The following is a 16,666-nucleotide window of genomic DNA, read 5'->3' as shown; positions in this document are numbered from 1 at the left end:
AAATGAGGGGTGGGCCGGTTATGCGCCATGAGATTGGCGCAGCGCGGTTTCGGTGGAAGCCCCTCGTTGTTTCGCCGCCGTGACGAAGGCGCCATGCGTGTTACGCGTCGATGAACTGCCGGATGTGCGCCGAGTGGATCGTTATCGTGGCGCAACCTTCCCCGGGGGAAAAGATCCGGCCGCGACCGGCCTCCGACGACCTGGCAATGGGGGAGCCGAGTCGGGCAGTTCGGGAGGGCCGGCCACGGCCGGGGTTACGGGATCGGCGCCGGTGAGGCACCGGTATTCAGACGGCTTCGGCCGTCTCCGGGAGTTCGACGGCGAGTTTCTCGGTGAGATCGACGACCTCGGCGAGATCACCGAAATCGCGTACGGCCGTGTCGACCGTCTTTCGGATACGAGTGTTCACACGCTCGGACCGGACCTTCTTGGCGACGGCCATGGCCTCTTCGACGAAACCGGCGCTCTGCTCGGGCTCCCGCCGCAGCAGATGCACGGTGGCCATGCCGATCAGGTTCAGCGCGTACGACCGCTGGTGCTCGTCGTCCTCGGCGAAGAGCTCCACCGCCCGTTCCATCACGGGCTGGGCCAGGGAGGCGTAGGCCGGGCTGCGGCCGGCGACGTAGGCGAGGTCACGGAAGGAGTGGGAGTTCTCTCCGTGCAGTTCGGCCTCGGAGAAGAAGCGGATCCAGTCGGGGTCCGGCTCGTCCCACTCGTCGGAGTCGGAGAAGGTGTCCTCGGCCATCCGCACGGCCCGCTTGCACTTGCCGGGCTGGCCCATGTTGGCGTACGCGCGGGCCTCCATCGCATACAGCATCGACTGGGTCCGCGGACTCGCGCAGTCCCGGCTGCCGTACTGCGCGAGGTGGATCAGCTCCAGGGCGTCGTCGGGCCGCCCGAGGTGGATCATCTGGCGGCTCATGCTGGAGAGGACGTACGAGCCCAGCGGCCGGTCACCGGCCTCCTTCGCGGCGTGCAGCGCGAGGACGAAGTACTTCTGCGCGGTGGGCTGGAGCCCCACGTCGTACGACATCCAGCCCGCGAGCTCGGCGAGTTCGGCGGCGACCTTGAACAACTTGCGGGTGGTGGACTCGGGCTGGGGTTCCTGGAGCAGGTCGGTGACCTCGTGCAGCTGGCCGACGACGGCCTTGCGGCGCAGTCCGCCGCCGCACTGGGCGTCCCACTGGCGGAACATCACCGTGGTGGACTCCAGGAGCTCCAGCTCGGGCTGGGAGAGCCGGCCGGCCCGGCGCGCCGAGGCGGGCGGTTCGGCCTCGCGCGGCCCGCCGGCGACCGGGGTGGGCACGAGCCAGCGCTGCAAGGGCTCGATGAGGGACGGACCCGCGGAGAGGGCCAGCGAGGCCCCGAGGAAGCCGCGCCGCGCCAGCATGAGGTCGCTGCGCGAGAACTCGCTGAGCAGGGCCACGGTCTGCGGGCCCGTCCAGGGCAGGTCGACCCCGGACACGGACGGTGACTGGCGGGCGGCGCGCAGGCCGAGGTCCTCCACGGAGACCACACAGCCGAACCGCTCGGAGAACAGCTCCGACAGGATCCTGGGGATCGGTTCACGGGGGTTCTCGCCGTCCAGCCAGCGGCGGACCCGGGAGGTGTCGGTGGAGATGTGGTTGGCGCCCAACTGGCGCGCCCTGCGGTTGACCTGACGGGCGAGCTCGCCCTTGGACCAGCCGCTGCGCACGAACCAGGACGTGAGCAGTTCGTTCGGGCGCTTGTCAGCGTTCGTGCCGCTTCCGCCGGTGCCGCTCACTGGAACGCCCCCATCCCTGAGACCACTTGTCGCCGAGTGCGCCAAGGCCTATCAGAATGCCGGTAAATACGGCTTCCCGTCCGGTACTTCTCACCCTTCGAACGGGATACCGAGTTGCCTCCGGCATACCCACAAGCGCATGTGCCCTCAGGACTCGTGCACTCAAAGTAATCCTACGATCACCCCTCCAGCCATGGCGATCCCGGAAACGCCACCATTCGCCACCCCTTCGAATGAACTCACGGTCGCCCCCGCGCGATTGACTTGACAGAGGACGACCGGGAGTGGGCGGAGCGGAGCACTCAGGGGCGCACGATGCCGGGTGCACCACCCGGAGCGCAACCGGGCGCCGAAGAGGCGTTCACGGCACCGCCCAGGTCACTATCCGTGCCCGTCTCGTAACCACCGGTGCGCCGGACCCGTTGGAGGGGGCATGGGCTTCACGATCGGCACCAGTCGGGGGATCCGGGACATCCGCCCCTCCTCGCGCCGCCGCGGCCGCTCGTCGGAGTGCACCGCCGTGGCCGAGTACACCGGGCTCTGGGGCTGGGACGTCGTCCCGGGCGCCCGGGCCGCCGCGGGCGCGTGCTCCTGCGGGCGCGGCGACTGCCGCACCCCCGGCGCGCATCCGCTCGGCTTCGCCCCCGAGGTGCCCGCCGGGGCGACACTCGACGAAGTCACCGGCGCCTGGGCCGAGTTCCCCGGCGCCGCCGTGATGCTGCCGGTGGGCCGCGCGTTCGACGTGATCGAGGTCGCCGAGCCCGCCGGGCGCCGCGCCCTGATCCGCCTGGAGCGCATGGGCCTGCCCCTCGGCCCGGTCGCCGCCACCCCGGACGGCCGCGCCCACTTCCTCGTCGCGCCGGGCGCCGCGGCCGAACTGCCCGAGCTGCTCTACCGGATGGGCTGGGACGACCCCGGCGCCCTCGATCTGCGCGGCCTCGGCCCGGGTACGCACATCACGGCTCCGCCGTCGGACCGGGGCGGCCTCGGCCCGGTGCGCTGGCTGCGCGCCCCCTCCCTGGACACGGCGACGAAACCGCCCGCGGCGCGCCTGCTGCTGGGGACGCTGGCGTACGTGGCCCACCGGTCACGGGCCTGACACCCCGGCACGGCACGGCCCGCCGCCCCCGGCGTACACAGCGAAGCGCCCGCTCCCCGACTGCACCTCGGGGGGCGGGCGCTTCTTCGACGGCTGCGTGGAGCCGGCGGTCCGGGTCACTCCCCGATGAGCGCGTCCACGAACGCCTCGGGCTCGAACGGCGCCAGGTCGTCGGCGCCCTCGCCGAGACCGACCAGCTTGACCGGTACGCCCAGCTCCCGCTGGACGGCGATCACGATGCCGCCCTTGGCGGTGCCGTCCAGCTTGGTCAGGACGATGCCGGTGATGTCGACGACCTCGGCGAAGACACGGGCCTGCACGAGACCGTTCTGCCCGGTCGTCGCGTCGAGCACCAGCAGGACCTCGTCCAGCGGGGCCTGCTTCTCGACGACCCGCTTGACCTTGCCGAGCTCGTCCATGAGGCCGGTCTTGGTGTGGAGGCGGCCGGCGGTGTCGATGAGCACGACGTCGACACCGATCTCCTTGCCCTCCTTGACCGCGTCGAAGGCGATGGAGGCGGGGTCGCCGCCCTCGGGCCCGCGCACGGTGTGGGCGCCGACGCGCTCGCCCCAGGTCTGGAGCTGGTCGGCGGCGGCGGCCCGGAAGGTGTCGGCGGCACCGAGGACGACGGTGCGGCCGTCGGCGACGAGGACGCGCGCGAGCTTGCCGGTGGTGGTGGTCTTGCCGGTGCCGTTGACGCCGACGACCATCACGACACCCGGCTTGCGGCCCTCGGGCTCGGTCCGCACCGTACGGTCGACCTCGGTGCCGACCAGCTTGAGCAGCTCGTCGCGGAGCAGTCCGCGCAGCTCGTCGGGGGTGCGGGTGCCGAGCACCTTCACCCGCTCGCGCAGGCCGTCGACCAGTTCCTGGGTGGGCATCACGCCGACGTCGGCGGTGAGCAGCGTGTCCTCGATCTCCTCCCAGGTGTCGTCGTCCAGGTGCTCGCGCGACAGCAGCGTGAGCAGGCCCTTGCCGAGGGCGTTCTGGGAGCGGGAGAGGCGGGCACGGAGGCGGACGAGACGGCCCTCGGCCGGCTCGGGGACCTCGATCTCGGGGACGTCCGGAGCAAGCGGCTCCTCGACGGCGGCCGGCGCCGAGCCGTCGGGAAGATCCACCTCCTCTATCGTCCGGCGCGGTTCGTCGCGCGGTGTCTCGGCCTCGTCGCCGACATGCGGCTCGGCCGGAGGGGCGGTGATGTCGGGGGCGGCGGGAGGCGGCGGGGGCAGCGTCTTCTTGCGCCGGCTGCCGACGACGAGCCCGCCGAGCACACCGAGCACGACCACGGCGATGACTACAGCAAGGATGACGGTTTCCATAACGCGTCCAGTATGCGCGACCCCCTCCGCACGGGACCGCTGCCCACCCGGGGCCGCGCGCCGGGCATGCCCCTGTCACGGACACCGCCCGTCGGCCGGGCGGCACGGGCCGGCCCCCGGGCCCCCGGGTTCGCCCCGGGCGGGTCCACCGGCACCATGGCCATCTGACGGTGCGTCAGCTAACGTCCCCCTCCACCGAGCCCGCGTGAAGGGGGACCAGCCATGCCCGTCACGGTCGTACGCTTCAACCTCGTCGAACCCGACGCCCGCCCCGCCTCGCTGCGCGACCGCTACCGGGCCGCGCTGGAGATGTCCGCGTACGCCGACGGACACGGCGTGACCACCGTGCAGACGGAGGAGCACCACGGCGTCGCGAACAACTGGCTCCCCTCCCCCTTCGCCTTCGCCGCCGCGGTGTTCGGCGCGACCCGGCGGATCGCGGTGACGGTGTCGGCGGTGATCGGCCCCCTGTACGACCCGCTCCGGCTGGCCGAGGAGATCGCCGTACTGGACCTGCTGAGCGGCGGCCGGCTGGTGACGGTCGCGGGCATCGGGTACCGCCCCGAGGAGTACGCCCAGTTCGACGTCGACTGGAAGCAGCGGGGCAGGCTCCAGGACGAGCTGCTGGAGACCCTGCTGAAGGCATGGACCGGCGAGCCCTTCGAGTACCGGGGCCGCACGGTACGGGTCACCCCGCGCCCCTGCACCGACCCGCACCCGCTGCTGCTGGTCGGCGGCTCGTCCAGGGCCGCCGCGCGCCGGGCCGCCCGCCTGGGGCTGCCGTTCTTCCCCAGCGCCCATCTGCCCGAGCTGGAGGCGTACTACAAGGAACGCCTGGTCGAGTACGGCACCGAGGGCTGGACCATGATGCCGGCGGCCGAGACGCCTCTCCTGCACATCGCCGAGAACCCGGACGAGGCCTGGTCCCGCTACGGCGCGCACTTCCTGCACGAGGCGCGGACGTACGCCTCCTGGCAGTCGGGGGACATCCGCTCCGCGGTGAGGTCGGCGGCGACCGGTGTCGACGAGCTGCGCGCCGAGGGCGTGTACCGGATCGTGACCCCGGACGAGTGCGTGGAACTGGGCCACGCCAACTACGTCCTGCATCCGCTGGCCGGGGGCATGCCGGTGGAGGAGGGCTGGCGGAGTCTGCGCCTGTTCGCGGAACGGGTGATCCCGGAACTGCACGACTGAGGCGCGGGGTCCGCGGGAGAAACCGCGTGCCCCGCCCGCCCCCGGGATGGCCCCCTGGGCCCATGAGCCTGTGCGTGGATGTGTTCGTGCGCGACGAGGACGGCGGACGCCGGGTCCTCGACGTTCCCGAGGGGTGTCAGGACTCGGCCGGTTTCGAGCGGTGGCGTACGACCGTACGGGGGTCGGAGACGGTGCGCGCGCCGGGTGCCCGGTTCCTGCCGGTGCCGGCGACGGGCGATCTGCACGTCGAGGCGGAGGACGTGACGGGGTTCCTCGCGGAGGTCGCGCTGCTGCGGGCGAACCTGGAGCCGGTCGCGACGGGGACGGAACGCCCTCGCGGACTCCCGGAGCACCGGGACGGGATCGCGGAACGGGTGGACATCATCGAGGCCGCCGCGCTGCGGGCGCGGGAACAGGGGGCCGGTGTCCTGATCTGGTGAGGTCCGCGGTCCGGTGCCGGGACAGCACGCCGCCGCCCCCGGCTCGGGCGGTGCCGGGCCGGGGGCGGCGGTGGTCACGGGGAGAGGGGCAGCGGGGACTTGGCCCTTCCCCCCGGGTCTGCGGGGCCCAAAGGGGCCTCAGCCCATCTCCTCCAGCGCCTTGCCCTTGGTCTCCTTGACGTACTTGAGGACGAAGGGGATGGAGAGCGCGGCGAAGACGGTGTAGATCACGTAGGTCGCGGAGAGGTTCCAGTCGGCCAGCGACGGGAAGCTCGCAGTGATGGCCCAGTTGGCGATCCACTGCGCGGAGGCGGCGACGCCGAGGGCGGCGGCGCGGATCCGGTTGGGGAACATCTCGCCGAGGAAGACCCAGACGACGACACCCCACGACAGGGCGAAGAAGAGGACGAAGACGTGGGCCGCGATCAGCGCGGTCCAGCCCTGCGCGGCGGGCAGCTTGCCGTCGACCAGGTCGAAGCTGAACGCCCAGGCCTCCAGGCCGAGGCCGATGACCATGCCGACGGAGCCGATGAGGGCCAGCGGCTTACGGCCGATCCGGTCCACGAAGATCATGGCGATCACGGTGCCGACGATGTTGATGATCGACGTCGTGAACGAGTAGAAGAACGAGTCCGTCGGGTCGACGCCGACCGACTGCCACAGCGTCGAGGAGTAGTAGAACGCCACGTTGATGCCGACGAACTGCTGGAACACCGACAGGCCGATACCGACCCAGACGATCGGCTTGAAGAAGAAGCTGCCGCCGAGCAGGTCCTTGAAGGTGGACTTGTGCTCGCTGCGCATGGCCTGCTCGATCTCGCCGACCCGGGCGTCCAGGTCGATCCTGTCGCCCTCGACCTCCTTGAGGATCTCGCGGGCGCGCTCGTGCTTGCCCACCGAGATGAGGAAGCGCGGGGACTCGGGGATCGCGAAGGAGAGCAGCCCGTAGAGGATGGCCGGGACCACCATGACGCCGAGCATGACCTGCCAGGCCTCGATCCCCATCAGCGTGCCGCGCTGGTCGCCGCCGGCCGCGTTCAGCAGTCCCCAGTTGACGAGCTGCGAGATGGCGATGCCGATGACGATCGCCGCCTGCTGGAAGGAACCGAGCCGGCCGCGATAGGCCGGAGGGGCGACCTCGGCGATGTAGGCGGGGCCGATCACGGACGCCATGCCGATCGCGAAGCCGCCGACGATCCGCCAGAAGGCGAGGTCCCAGAGCGCGAAGGGCAGCGCCGACCCCACGGCGCTGACGGTGAACAGGACGGCCGAGATCTGCATGCAGCGGATACGGCCGATGCGGTCGGCGATGCGTCCGGCGGTCGCCGCGCCGATGGCGCAGCCGATGAGCGCGATGGCGATGACCTGGGCCAGCGCCGCGGAACCGATGTCGTAGCGGTCCCGGATCGCCTCGACCGCGCCGTTGATCACGGAGCTGTCGTAACCGAAGAGGAAACCGCCCATCGCGGCGGCGGCCGCGATGAAGATGACATGCCCGAGATGATCGGGATGAGCCGTCGAGGCTCCTGGCCTGGGTGCCGCGGTATTGGTCACATGTACTCCTCGGGCCACCGGCAGCGCTGCCGGGTGGGGGGCGACCCTTCCAGTGGCGCATAGCTTGCCGCCGCCCACCACCTGAAGGTAAAAGCAACGTGTCAGAGGTTATGCCTTCAAGTTTCGAAGTCAACAGCCCGAGGAGTGTGAGAAAAGAGGCACAACGCGCCCATAGTGAAGGAGATGGTGCGTTCAAGTCTTGAAGATGTGAAGGCGGGCTAGCGAAGCCGCTGCGAGATCACCTTCGACACGCCGTCCCCCTGCATGGAGACGCCGTACAGCGCGTCGGCGACCTCCATCGTCCGCTTCTGGTGGGTGATGACGATGAGCTGCGAGGCCTCTTGGAGCTCCTGCATGATCCGGATCAGCCGCTGGAGGTTGGTGTCGTCGAGAGCCGCCTCGACCTCGTCCATCACATAGAACGGGCTCGGCCGGGCCTTGAAGATGGACACCAGCATCGCCACGGCCGTCAGCGACCGCTCACCGCCCGACAGCAGGGACAGCCGCTTGACCTTCTTGCCCGGCGGACGCGCCTCCACGTCCACCCCGGTGGTGAGCATGTTGTCGGGATCGGTCAGGATCAGCCGCCCGTCACCGCCCGGGAAGAGCCGGCCGAAGACACCCTCGAACTCCCGGGCGGTGTCCCGGAACGCCTCGGTGAAGACCTGCTCGACGCGCTCGTCGACCTCCTTCACCACCTGAAGCAGATCGGTCCGGGTCTTCTTCAGGTCCTCCAGCTGCTCGCTGAGGAACTTGTGCCGCTCCTCCAGCGCCGCGAACTCCTCCAGCGCGAGCGGATTCACCTTCCCCAGCTGCTGGTACGCCCGTTCGGCCGCCTTGAGCCGCTTCTCCTGCTCGGCGCGGTGGAACGTCCTGGGCTGGTTGCGCGGATGCTCCGGGTCCTCCGGCAGTTCCTCGCCCTCGGCGGGCGGGGACGGCGGGACGAGCTGGTCGGGCCCGTACTCGTCGACCAGCCCCGCGGGCTCGACGCCCAGCTCCTCCAGCGCCTTGGTCTCCAGCTGCTCGATCCGCATCCGCTTCTCGGCGCCCAGCACCTCGCCCCGGTGCACCGAGTCGGTGAGCTTGTCCAGCTCGGACTTGAGGTCCCGGCCCGTGGTGCGGGCGGCGGCCAGCTCCCGCTCCCGGGTCGCCTTGGCCGCGTCGGCCGCGGTGCGCTCCCGGTCCGCCCGGCCCAGGGAGACCTCGACGTGCGCCAGCAGCTGCCGCGCACCCGAGGCGACGGCCTCCGCGACGGCCGCCTCGTGCCGCAGCCGGGCCCGCCGCTGCTCGGCACGCGCGCGTGCGTCGCGCTCCGCCCGCGCGGCACGGTCCAGCGACTCGGCGCGGCCCGCGAGCCCCTTCACCCGCTCCTCGTGCGTACGGGCCTGGAGGCGTGCCTCCATCTCGGTCTGCCGGGCGTTGGCCCCGTCCGCGGCGAGCCGGTCCCGCACCGAGGTGTCGGGCTCCTCCTCGACCGGCATCTCCTCGGCGACGGCGAGCCGTTCGGCCAGCTCCTCGACATCGTCGACGGCCTTCTCCAGCGCCTCCTGCGCCCGCGCGGCGGCGGCCACGGACCGCTCGGCCTCCCCGGCCGCGCCCCGCGCCTGCCCGGCGAGCCGCCCGAGCTGCTGGGCGACGGCCGACTTCTCCCGGTCGGCGGCCCGGCGCCGCTCCCCCAGCTCCTCGACGAGCGCGGCGCTCTCCTTGCGCCGCTCCCCCGCCGCCTGCTGGACCCCGGCCAGCTCCTCGCACCGGACGGCCAGCTCCTCCAGCTCGGCGGCGGCCTCGTCCACGGAGGCCTGCACCTCCAGGAGGCTGGGCGCGCCCGCGGAGCCGCCGTGCGCGAAGTGGGCGCCCAGCAGGTCGCCCTCGGCGGTCACGGCGGTGAGCCGGGGGTGGGCGTAGACGAGGTCCTCGGCGTCCTCCAGGGTGCCCACCACGACGATCCCGCGCAGCAGGCGCCGTACGGCGGGCATCAGTTCGGCGGGCCCCCGGACGAGATCGGCGGCGTACGGCGCTCCCCCGTCCCGTGTCTCCCGCGGCTCCTCCTCGGGGGCGCCGCTGAGCAGCAGGGCCGCCCGGCCCGCGTCCTGCTTGCGCAGCAGCCGGATGGCGTCGGCGGCGGCCGAGGGCGTCGTGACCGCGAGGGCGTCCGCGGCGGCGCCGAACGCCGCGGCCAGGGCGACCTCGTGGCCCGGTGTCACGGTGAGCAGTTCCGCCGCCGGGCCCAGCAGTCCGCCGAGCCGGTCCTTGGCGCCGAGCAGGGCGCCCGTGCCGTCCTTGCGGCGCAGGCCCAGCGCGAGCGCCTCGTGGCGGGCCTGGGTCGCGGCGCGCCTGCGTTCGGCCGCCGTGGCCGCCTCGCGGGCGGCGGTGAGCGCGGCCTCGGACTCGGCCAGGGCGCGCTTCGCCGCGTCGTGCCGGCCGGCGAGTTCCTCGTCGCCGGCGTCGAGGCCGTCGACCTCGGCCTTCAGGGTCTCGTACTCCTCCTGGGCGGCGAAGGCCCGTTCCTGCGCCTCGTCGCGGGCGGACGCCAGCCGGTCGATCTCGGCCTGGGCGGAGGCGGCGCGCGAACGGGCGGCGTTGACCTGCCCGTTGAGCCGGGCGAGCCCCTCGCGGCGGTCGGCGATGGCGCGGGCGACGTCCTTGAGGCGCCGTTCCTCCTGCACCAGTTCGCGTTCCAGCTCGCTGCGGTGGGCGACGGTGTCCTCCAGCGCGCGCTCGGCCGCTTCCAGGGCGGCCTCCAGTTCGGCCTCCTGCTCCCGGATGCGGGCGGCCTCGCGCTCCATGTCCTCGGGGTCACGGCCCCGGCGTTCCTCGGGCGGCGCGGAGGTCGCGCTCTTCACCCGGGCGTCGGCGAGCGAGACGGTGCCGCGCACCCGTTCGGCGAGCTGGGACAGTTCGTACCAGGTCTGCTGGGCGCGCTGGAGGCGCGGGGTGAGCTGCCGCACCTCGTCCTCCAGGAGCGCCTCGCGCTGGAGCGCCTTCTTCAGCTCCTGCTCGGCGCTCTCCTTGCGCTCCTTCAGCGCGGCCTCGTCGGCGACCTCGGTCCGCAGCGCGTTGCGCAGCCGTACGAGGTCGTCGGCGAGCAGGCGCAGCCGGGCGTCGCGGAGGTCGGCCTGGATGACCACGGCCCTGCGGGCGACGGCGGCCTGCCGGCCAAGTGGCTTGAGCTGTCTGCGCAGTTCGTCGGTGAGGTCCTGCACGCGGGCGAGGTTGGCCTGCATCGCGTCGAGCTTGCGCAGCGCCTTTTCCTTGCGCTTGCGGTGCTTGAGGACGCCGGCGGCCTCCTCGATGAAGGCGCGGCGCCCCATGGGATCGGCGTGCAGGACGGAGTCGAGCTGGCCCTGGCCGACGATGACGTGCATCTCGCGGCCGATGCCGGAGTCGGAGAGCAGTTCCTGGATGTCGAGGAGGCGGCAGGTCTCGCCGTTGATCTGGTACTCGCTGCCGCCGTTGCGGAACATGATCCGCGTGATGGTGACCTCGGCGTACTCGATGGGCAGCGCCCCGTCGGAGTTGTCGATGGTCAGCGACACCTCGGCGCGGCCCAGCGGCGGACGCCCTGTGGTGCCGGCGAAGATGACATCCTCCATCTTGCCGCCGCGCAGCGACTTGGCGCCCTGTTCGCCCATGACCCAGCTGAGGGCGTCGACGACGTTGGACTTGCCCGAGCCGTTCGGTCCGACGACGCACGTGATGCCCGGCTCGAACCGGAGTGTGGTCGCCGAGGCGAACGACTTGAACCCGCGGAGGGTCAGGGCCTTGAGGTGCACGCCGCTGGACTCTACCTTCCGGGGTTGTCTCACTCCATGAACGTGCTGTTTCCCGCGGTTTCACCCATGAACGTGCAGGGCACATCAGACGTTAAAGAAGGCGGGAGGCCGCACGGGAGAGTGGCCGCGGGGGAAAGAAAGAAGGGACGCCGAAGCGTCCCTTGCAACTCTGACAGCTTAGTGATCGTGACAACTGAAGCGGTTGGATACGGGCCGCCCGACCACTGCCTGTGTCGTCATGGGCGATGCAGTGATCAGGTGAGCGCAGGCTCCGCCTGGTGTGCGTCGATGCTCTCCAGAAGCGAGTCGTGAGAAGCGGCAGCCGCGAGCGCGTCGTTCTCGGCCTGGATCCGTACGAGCTCGGATTCGAGGTCCTGGACGCGCTGCTGGAGCCGTCGCATCTCGGCAATGAGTCGCGGGTCGGAGCCGCCGACGTAACCGAGAAGCGCCTTTGCCATGATGGATGGTCCTCCACACTGAGTGACCGACCGAAGCGGTGTGGGTCGTGAGGGAATCGCACCCGCGGTGTTTGACACTGCTGGGTTTGTGCTGCCGTTCATCCATGCCAAACAGCTAAGGTGCGCGGGGTTTTCAGCGTCTCACCAAAAAGTTTGACGGTCAACACGATCACGCCCCGTATTGGCGGGCCGGACGGGGGCGCGCGGCCCGGGAAGGGCGGCGCTGCGACTCCCGTGGACGTCAGGGCGTGGCGATCATTCTTAGGTGGGGAGCCTGCCACGGCAGGCTGTTCTTGGCAACCACCTGGGGCTTTCCCGTTCGGGCAGCTACCGATGGCATACCCCCGCGCCCGCGCGGGGGCTGCCGTACCCGGAGGGGTCAGCGGATCGCGAAGCCGTCGTACCCGCCGCGGGGTGTGTCCCAGATCTCGGTGACACCGTCCACGCGCCCGGGCGTGTCGTCACTCCGGAGCCACTCCAGCAACCCTTCGGCCCGTCCCCGGGGGCCCTCGGCGACGACCTGGACCCGTCCGTCGTCCAGATTGAGAGCAAAACCACTCAGCGCGCCGAGCTCCAGGGCCTTCGCCCGGGTGAACCAGCGGAAACCCACGCCCTGCACGCGTCCGCGCACCCAGGCAACCAGTCGTACATCCTCGCTCATGGGTGCAACCTAACCAACCAATGCCTCTCAGGACTCTCCGTCCCCTGGCGCCATGCGGTACCGTCCCCTGCCAATGAATCTCATACGAAACTCACTCGATCGTGTGAGTTTTGTGTGTCCGGCCCGACAGCAGTGAATGTGTCGGCCAACAAGGACGAGGAAGGCCAAGACATGGGACGCCACCGACGCTCCGCCGCCGGCCGCGCCGCCACGGGCCGCGCCACGGGGGTCACGGAAACAGACGGCTCGTACACGAGCGGCTACGACCCGCAGCACTCGTACAGCTTCGACGACCAGGACTACGACCCGGTCGTCCGGGGCGGGCACACGGCCGGGTACCCCGCCGCGGGGATCGCGCCGTATCTGCATCCCGAGGCACACACCCGCAGCGACGCCTACCTCTACGCCACGGACGACGACTACGCCCACACCACGGGCACCGCCGTGTTCGCGAGCGACGGCTTCTCACCGGACGACGGCCCGCGGCGCGGAGCAGCGCACCGGCGCCGCAAGAAGAAGGTCGTGACCCCGGTCAGGACCGGCCTGCTCGGCGCGACCGCCGCCGTGGCGATCGGCACCGTCGCCGTCGCCACCGGTGTGGTGCCGGGCCTGGAGAACTACAAGCTCGGCGGCGGCAACAGCTCCGACAAGGTGCAGGCCGCGACCTCGCCGACCAACTCGGCGACCGAGCAGGGCGGCACCTCCGGCAGCGCCGAGGCGCGCGAGGACGAGTCGGCGAGCCGGGGCGGCCAGCGTTCGGCGTCCCCGTCGCCGTCCGTGTCCGCCTCGACGGCCGCGCCGACCAAGACGCCCACGGCCGAGCCGTCCGAGGAGACCAGCGAGGAGCCGAGCGCGGAGCCCACGCGCACGGCGACGAAGGAGCCCTCGCAGACCTCCGCCCCGATCACGGTCTCCGCGGAGGCCCAGGCCGAGGCCGAGGTGCTGAAGCTGGTGAACGAGGAGCGGGCCAAGGTCGGGTGCAGCGCGGTCTCCGCGAGCAGCGCGCTGGCCGGGCTCGCCGAGGACTTCAGCGTGGCGATGGCCGAGCAGGACTTCTTCGACCACACCGACCCCGACGGGAACACCCCGTGGGACCGGGCCGAGGCCCTCGGCATAACGAACCTGGGCGGCGAGAACATAGCCCGGGGACAGGCCACCGCCGAAGCGGTCATGGAGGCCTGGATGAACAGCCCCGGCCACAAGGCCAACATCCTGAACTGCGACTTCAAGACGCTGGGGGTCGGTGTGCACTTCGGCTCCGGCGGCCCGTGGTGGACGCAGGACTTCGGCTACTGAGCACCGGCGCCGGCCCCGGAGGGCCGACCCCCAGAGGGCGCTAACCGTGAGTTAGCGCCCTCTGTGCGTCAGCGCTGTGCTCCCGTACGCTGGCGGTATGGACATCACGCAGGAACAGGAGCCGGCGGACCTCGCCGGGCTCGCGTACAGCGTCTTCGCGCGGGCCTGTCCCTCGCGCGGCACCCTGGAACATGTGACGGGACGCTGGGGCGGGCTGACGCTCTGCGCGCTGGCCGAGGGCTCCCTCCGCTTCAACGAGCTGCGCCGCCGGGTCGACGGGGTCAGCGAGAAGATGCTCTCCCAGACCCTGCACGCCCTGGAGCGCGACGGCCTGGTCCACCGCGAGGCCCAGCCGACCAACCCGCCCCGCGTGGACTACGAACTGACCGCGCTGGGACGGGGTGTCACCGAACGCCTCGTGTCCCTGGTCGACTTCGTCGAGGGCCGCATGGACGAGGTGCTCGCCGCCCGCCGGGTCTACGACGAAACCCGCGGCGCCCTCTGACACTTGGGGCAGAAGTAGCTGGACCGGTTCATCCACGGCTCGCGGCGCATCGGCGTCGCGCAGCGCCCGCACGGCAGACCCTCGCGTCCGTACGCGTCGAGCGAGCGGTCGAAGTAGCCCGATTCGCCGTTGACGTTGACGTACAGACTGTCGAAGCTCGTGCCGCCCTGGGAGAGGGCCGAGTTCATCACATCCCGGACATGGCCGAGGAGTTCGGCGGTGCGCGGGCGGGTGAAGCCGGCCGTGGGGCGCTCGTAGTGCACGCGCGAGCGCCACAGGGCCTCGTCCGCGTAGATGTTGCCGACTCCGCTGATCAACGACTGGTCCAGCAGGGCCCGTTTAATGGTGGTGCGCTTGCGGCGCAGCGCCCCGTGGAACGCCTCGTCGTCGAAGAGCGGGTCGAGGGGATCGCGGGCGATGTGCCCGATGACGTCCGGCAGCCCGTCCTCGGTGGTGTCGTGCAACGACAGCCCGCCGAAGGTGCGTTGGTCGACGAACCGCAGTTCGGTGCCGAGCCCGTCGGCGAACCGGACGCGGATGCGCAGATGCTTCTCGTCGGGGCTCTCGTGCGGCTGCACCAAGAGCTGCCCGCTCATCCCGAGATGGGCCAGAATCGCCTGACCGGTGTCCTCCAGGGGAAGCCACAGGTACTTGCCGCGCCGGCTGGGGACACCGACCCTGTGCCCCTTGAGGCGGTGCGTGAAGTCGTCGGCTCCGGCGGTATGGCGGCGCACCGCACGCGGGTGCAGCACCTCGGCCTCGGCGACGGCACGATGGGCGACCCACCGCTCCAGACCTCGGCGGACGACCTCGACTTCGGGCAACTCGGGCATGGCGACCCCCGGGGGACGAGTCGAGCGCCCGCCCCGGTACGACGGGAACGGGCGCTCTGGACTGCTCTGTTCTGCTCTGTTGTGTTACGCGGAGGCGGGAGTGTCGTCGGCTTCTTCCTCGGCGGCCTTGGCGGCCTCCTTGGCGCGTTCGTCCGCTGCGGCGCGGATGGAGCGCCAGGCCGATTCGGCAGCCTGCTGCTCCGCCTCCTTCTTGCTGCGGCCGGTGCCGGTGCCGTACGAGACGCCTCCGACGCGGGCGGCAGCAGTGAAGGTCTTCTCGTGGTCGGGGCCGGTCTCCGAGACCTGGTACTCGGGGACGCCGAGCCCTTCGGTCGCGGTGAGCTCCTGGAGACTGGTCTTCCAGTCCAGGCCGGCTCCGAGGTTGGAGGACTTCTCGATCAGCGGGTCGAAGAGACGGTGGACGAGTTCGCCCGCCGCGTCCAGACCCTGGTCCAGATAGACAGCGCCGATCACCGCTTCAAGGGTGTCGGCGAGGATGGACGCCTTGTCCCGGCCGCCCGTGCCCTCTTCACCCCGGCCGAGCCGGATGAAGGAGCCCAGGTCGAGCCCGCGACCGACCTCCGCCAGCGCACGTGAGTTGACCACCGCGGCCCGCAACTTGGCCAGTTGGCCTTCGGGCAGGTCGGGGTGGGTCCGGTAGAGCGTGTCCGTCACCACGAGGCCGAGTACGGAGTCCCCGAGGAACTCCAGGCGCTCGTTGGTGGGCAGCCCACCGTTCTCGTACGCGTAGGACCGGTGGGTCAGCGCACGCACAAGAAGGGCGGACTCGAGTGTGTACCCGAGCCGCCCTTCCAACAGCGTGTGGGACGAGGCCGTGGTCTCCGCAGAGTTCTTCTTCGGCGTGGACACAGTGCCTCTCACCAGCCGCTCAGACCTCGAGGACCTGGCGCTTGTTGTACGTGCCGCAAGACGGGCACGCGATGTGCTGCAGCTTGGGCTCGTGGCAGCGCTCGCACGCAACCAGGGTGGGGACCGCAGCCTTCCACTGCGACCGGCGGTGGCGCGTGTTGCTGCGCGACATCTTCCGCTTCGGAACAGCCACGGCTACTTCTCCTGCTTCTCGTCGACGCCCGCTTCCGCTTCGGCGCCGCTCATCTCGTCCTTCTCGCCGTCTTCGAGTGAACCGGCGAGTCCCTGCAGTGCCGCCCAACGGATGTCGACGGCGTCGTGGTGGTGGTCCGGGTCGTCCGTGAGCCGCGCTCCGCATGCGGAACACAGGCCCAGACAGTCGTCCTGGCACACCGGCTGCATCGGCAGGGCAAGCACCACCGCGTCACGCAGCACAGGTTCGAGGTCGAACATGCCGTCCTCGATGAAGAGCCTGTCCTCGTCGTCCTCGGCGTCGTCGTCGGGCTCCGCGGTTTTCACGCGGCCCCGCTCGTCGGCGTCAGGGTACGAGAACATCTCCTGGAAGTCCGCTTCGAGAGCGAGCTCGAGCGGCTCCAGACACCTTACGCACTCCCCCTTGGCCTGTGCACGGGCGGTGCCTGTGACAAGCACCCCTTCCATGACCGACTCAAGGCGGAGTCCGAGCTCCAACGGGGCGCCTTCCGGCACTCCGATCACTCCCTGGATCCCGAGATCCTTGGGGGCGTCGATCTCACGGGTCAGGCGCTGCAGCGCGCCAGGACGCCGCCCCAGCTCGTGTGTGTCGAACACAAGAGGGTTGCGGTGGTCGAGGCGAGCGTTGGAAGCCATTCCTGCTTTCGATCTTCGAACTCAGAGGGACGCCGCCCATCGGTGTTCCC

At 71.0% G+C, this 16,666-nt stretch carries 15 protein-coding genes; 5 read left to right on the top strand and 10 right to left on the bottom strand.

Annotated features, from left to right (window positions below):
* Positions 1 to 286: 286 nt before the first annotated feature.
* Positions 287 to 1,765 (bottom strand): hypothetical protein, encoded by a 1,479-nt coding sequence (locus ACIPSE_RS09395; protein ID WP_401659424.1) that lies wholly within the window; start codon positions 1,763 to 1,765, stop codon positions 287 to 289.
* A gap of 433 nt (positions 1,766 to 2,198) precedes the next feature.
* Between ACIPSE_RS09395 and ACIPSE_RS09390 the strand changes: the two genes are divergently transcribed.
* The gene (locus ACIPSE_RS09390; protein WP_401659421.1) at positions 2,199 to 2,864 is read left to right on the top strand and encodes a bifunctional DNA primase/polymerase; all 666 of its coding nucleotides are present in this window, start codon (positions 2,199 to 2,201) and stop codon (positions 2,862 to 2,864) included.
* A 116-nt stretch (positions 2,865 to 2,980) separates the two neighbouring features.
* Here ACIPSE_RS09390 and ftsY read toward each other — a convergent pair whose 3' ends face one another.
* Complete coding sequence (ftsY, locus tag ACIPSE_RS09385) at positions 2,981 to 4,183, bottom strand: signal recognition particle-docking protein FtsY (protein WP_401659418.1); 1,203 nt, start codon at positions 4,181 to 4,183, stop codon at positions 2,981 to 2,983.
* Between the two features lie 222 nt (positions 4,184 to 4,405).
* On the opposite strand from ftsY, the gene ACIPSE_RS09380 reads away from it, so the two are divergent.
* Together ACIPSE_RS09380 and ACIPSE_RS09375 are read left to right on the top strand one after the other, a co-directional pair.
* Positions 4,406 to 5,377, top strand: coding sequence for an LLM class flavin-dependent oxidoreductase (locus tag ACIPSE_RS09380; protein ID WP_401659415.1), 972 nt, complete (start codon positions 4,406 to 4,408; stop codon positions 5,375 to 5,377).
* A 62-nt stretch (positions 5,378 to 5,439) separates the two neighbouring features.
* Positions 5,440 to 5,817 (top strand): hypothetical protein, encoded by a 378-nt coding sequence (locus ACIPSE_RS09375; protein WP_401659413.1) that lies wholly within the window; start codon positions 5,440 to 5,442, stop codon positions 5,815 to 5,817.
* A 138-nt stretch (positions 5,818 to 5,955) separates the two neighbouring features.
* On the opposite strand, the gene ACIPSE_RS09370 is transcribed toward ACIPSE_RS09375, so the two are convergent.
* The 4 genes from ACIPSE_RS09370 to ACIPSE_RS09355 form a co-directional block, all read right to left on the bottom strand.
* Entirely contained in the window at positions 5,956 to 7,371 is a 1,416-nt protein-coding gene (locus tag ACIPSE_RS09370; protein WP_401659410.1) for a sugar porter family MFS transporter, read from the bottom strand.
* Positions 7,372 to 7,589: 218 nt separating this feature from the next.
* Positions 7,590 to 11,144, bottom strand: coding sequence for a chromosome segregation protein SMC (gene smc, locus ACIPSE_RS09365; protein WP_401659407.1), 3,555 nt, complete (start codon positions 11,142 to 11,144; stop codon positions 7,590 to 7,592).
* 254 nt (positions 11,145 to 11,398) lie between these two features.
* Positions 11,399 to 11,602, bottom strand: a complete 204-nt coding sequence (locus tag ACIPSE_RS09360) for a hypothetical protein (protein ID WP_037649730.1) — start codon at positions 11,600 to 11,602, stop codon at positions 11,399 to 11,401.
* A gap of 379 nt (positions 11,603 to 11,981) precedes the next feature.
* The gene (locus ACIPSE_RS09355) at positions 11,982 to 12,263 is read right to left on the bottom strand and encodes an acylphosphatase (RefSeq protein WP_401659404.1); all 282 of its coding nucleotides are present in this window, start codon (positions 12,261 to 12,263) and stop codon (positions 11,982 to 11,984) included.
* A 171-nt stretch (positions 12,264 to 12,434) separates the two neighbouring features.
* On the opposite strand from ACIPSE_RS09355, the gene ACIPSE_RS09350 reads away from it, so the two are divergent.
* Positions 12,435 to 13,559: a CAP domain-containing protein gene (locus ACIPSE_RS09350; RefSeq protein ID WP_401659401.1), complete on the top strand. Its 1,125-nt coding sequence runs from the start codon at positions 12,435 to 12,437 to the stop codon at positions 13,557 to 13,559.
* A 97-nt stretch (positions 13,560 to 13,656) separates the two neighbouring features.
* Positions 13,657 to 14,064 carry a winged helix-turn-helix transcriptional regulator gene (locus ACIPSE_RS09345; protein WP_401659398.1) on the top strand — a complete coding sequence of 136 codons (408 nt, stop codon included), beginning with the start codon at positions 13,657 to 13,659 and terminating at the stop codon, positions 14,062 to 14,064.
* Here ACIPSE_RS09345 and mutM read toward each other — a convergent pair.
* The 4 genes from mutM to ACIPSE_RS09325 form a co-directional block, all read right to left on the bottom strand.
* Positions 14,037 to 14,897: a bifunctional DNA-formamidopyrimidine glycosylase/DNA-(apurinic or apyrimidinic site) lyase gene (gene mutM / locus ACIPSE_RS09340; RefSeq protein WP_401659395.1), complete on the bottom strand. Its 861-nt coding sequence runs from the start codon at positions 14,895 to 14,897 to the stop codon at positions 14,037 to 14,039. The two genes, ACIPSE_RS09345 and mutM, sit on opposite strands and share 28 nt — an antisense overlap.
* Before the next feature lie 84 nt (positions 14,898 to 14,981).
* Positions 14,982 to 15,779, bottom strand: coding sequence for a ribonuclease III (gene rnc, locus ACIPSE_RS09335; RefSeq protein ID WP_401659392.1), 798 nt, complete (start codon positions 15,777 to 15,779; stop codon positions 14,982 to 14,984).
* A 7-nt stretch (positions 15,780 to 15,786) separates the two neighbouring features.
* Complete coding sequence (gene rpmF, locus ACIPSE_RS09330; protein WP_007493396.1) at positions 15,787 to 15,960, bottom strand: 50S ribosomal protein L32; 174 nt, start codon at positions 15,958 to 15,960, stop codon at positions 15,787 to 15,789.
* A 2-nt stretch (positions 15,961 to 15,962) separates the two neighbouring features.
* Positions 15,963 to 16,616, bottom strand: a complete 654-nt coding sequence (locus ACIPSE_RS09325; RefSeq protein ID WP_401659390.1) for a YceD family protein — start codon at positions 16,614 to 16,616, stop codon at positions 15,963 to 15,965.
* Positions 16,617 to 16,666 lie beyond the last annotated feature (50 nt).

The organism is Streptomyces sp. NPDC090106 (assembly GCF_044747265.1).
In the GTDB taxonomy this organism is placed as follows: domain Bacteria; phylum Actinomycetota; class Actinomycetes; order Streptomycetales; family Streptomycetaceae; genus Streptomyces.
The sequence above is the reverse complement of the archived record's forward strand: the minus strand, read 5'-3'. Positions and strand labels throughout refer to the sequence as shown.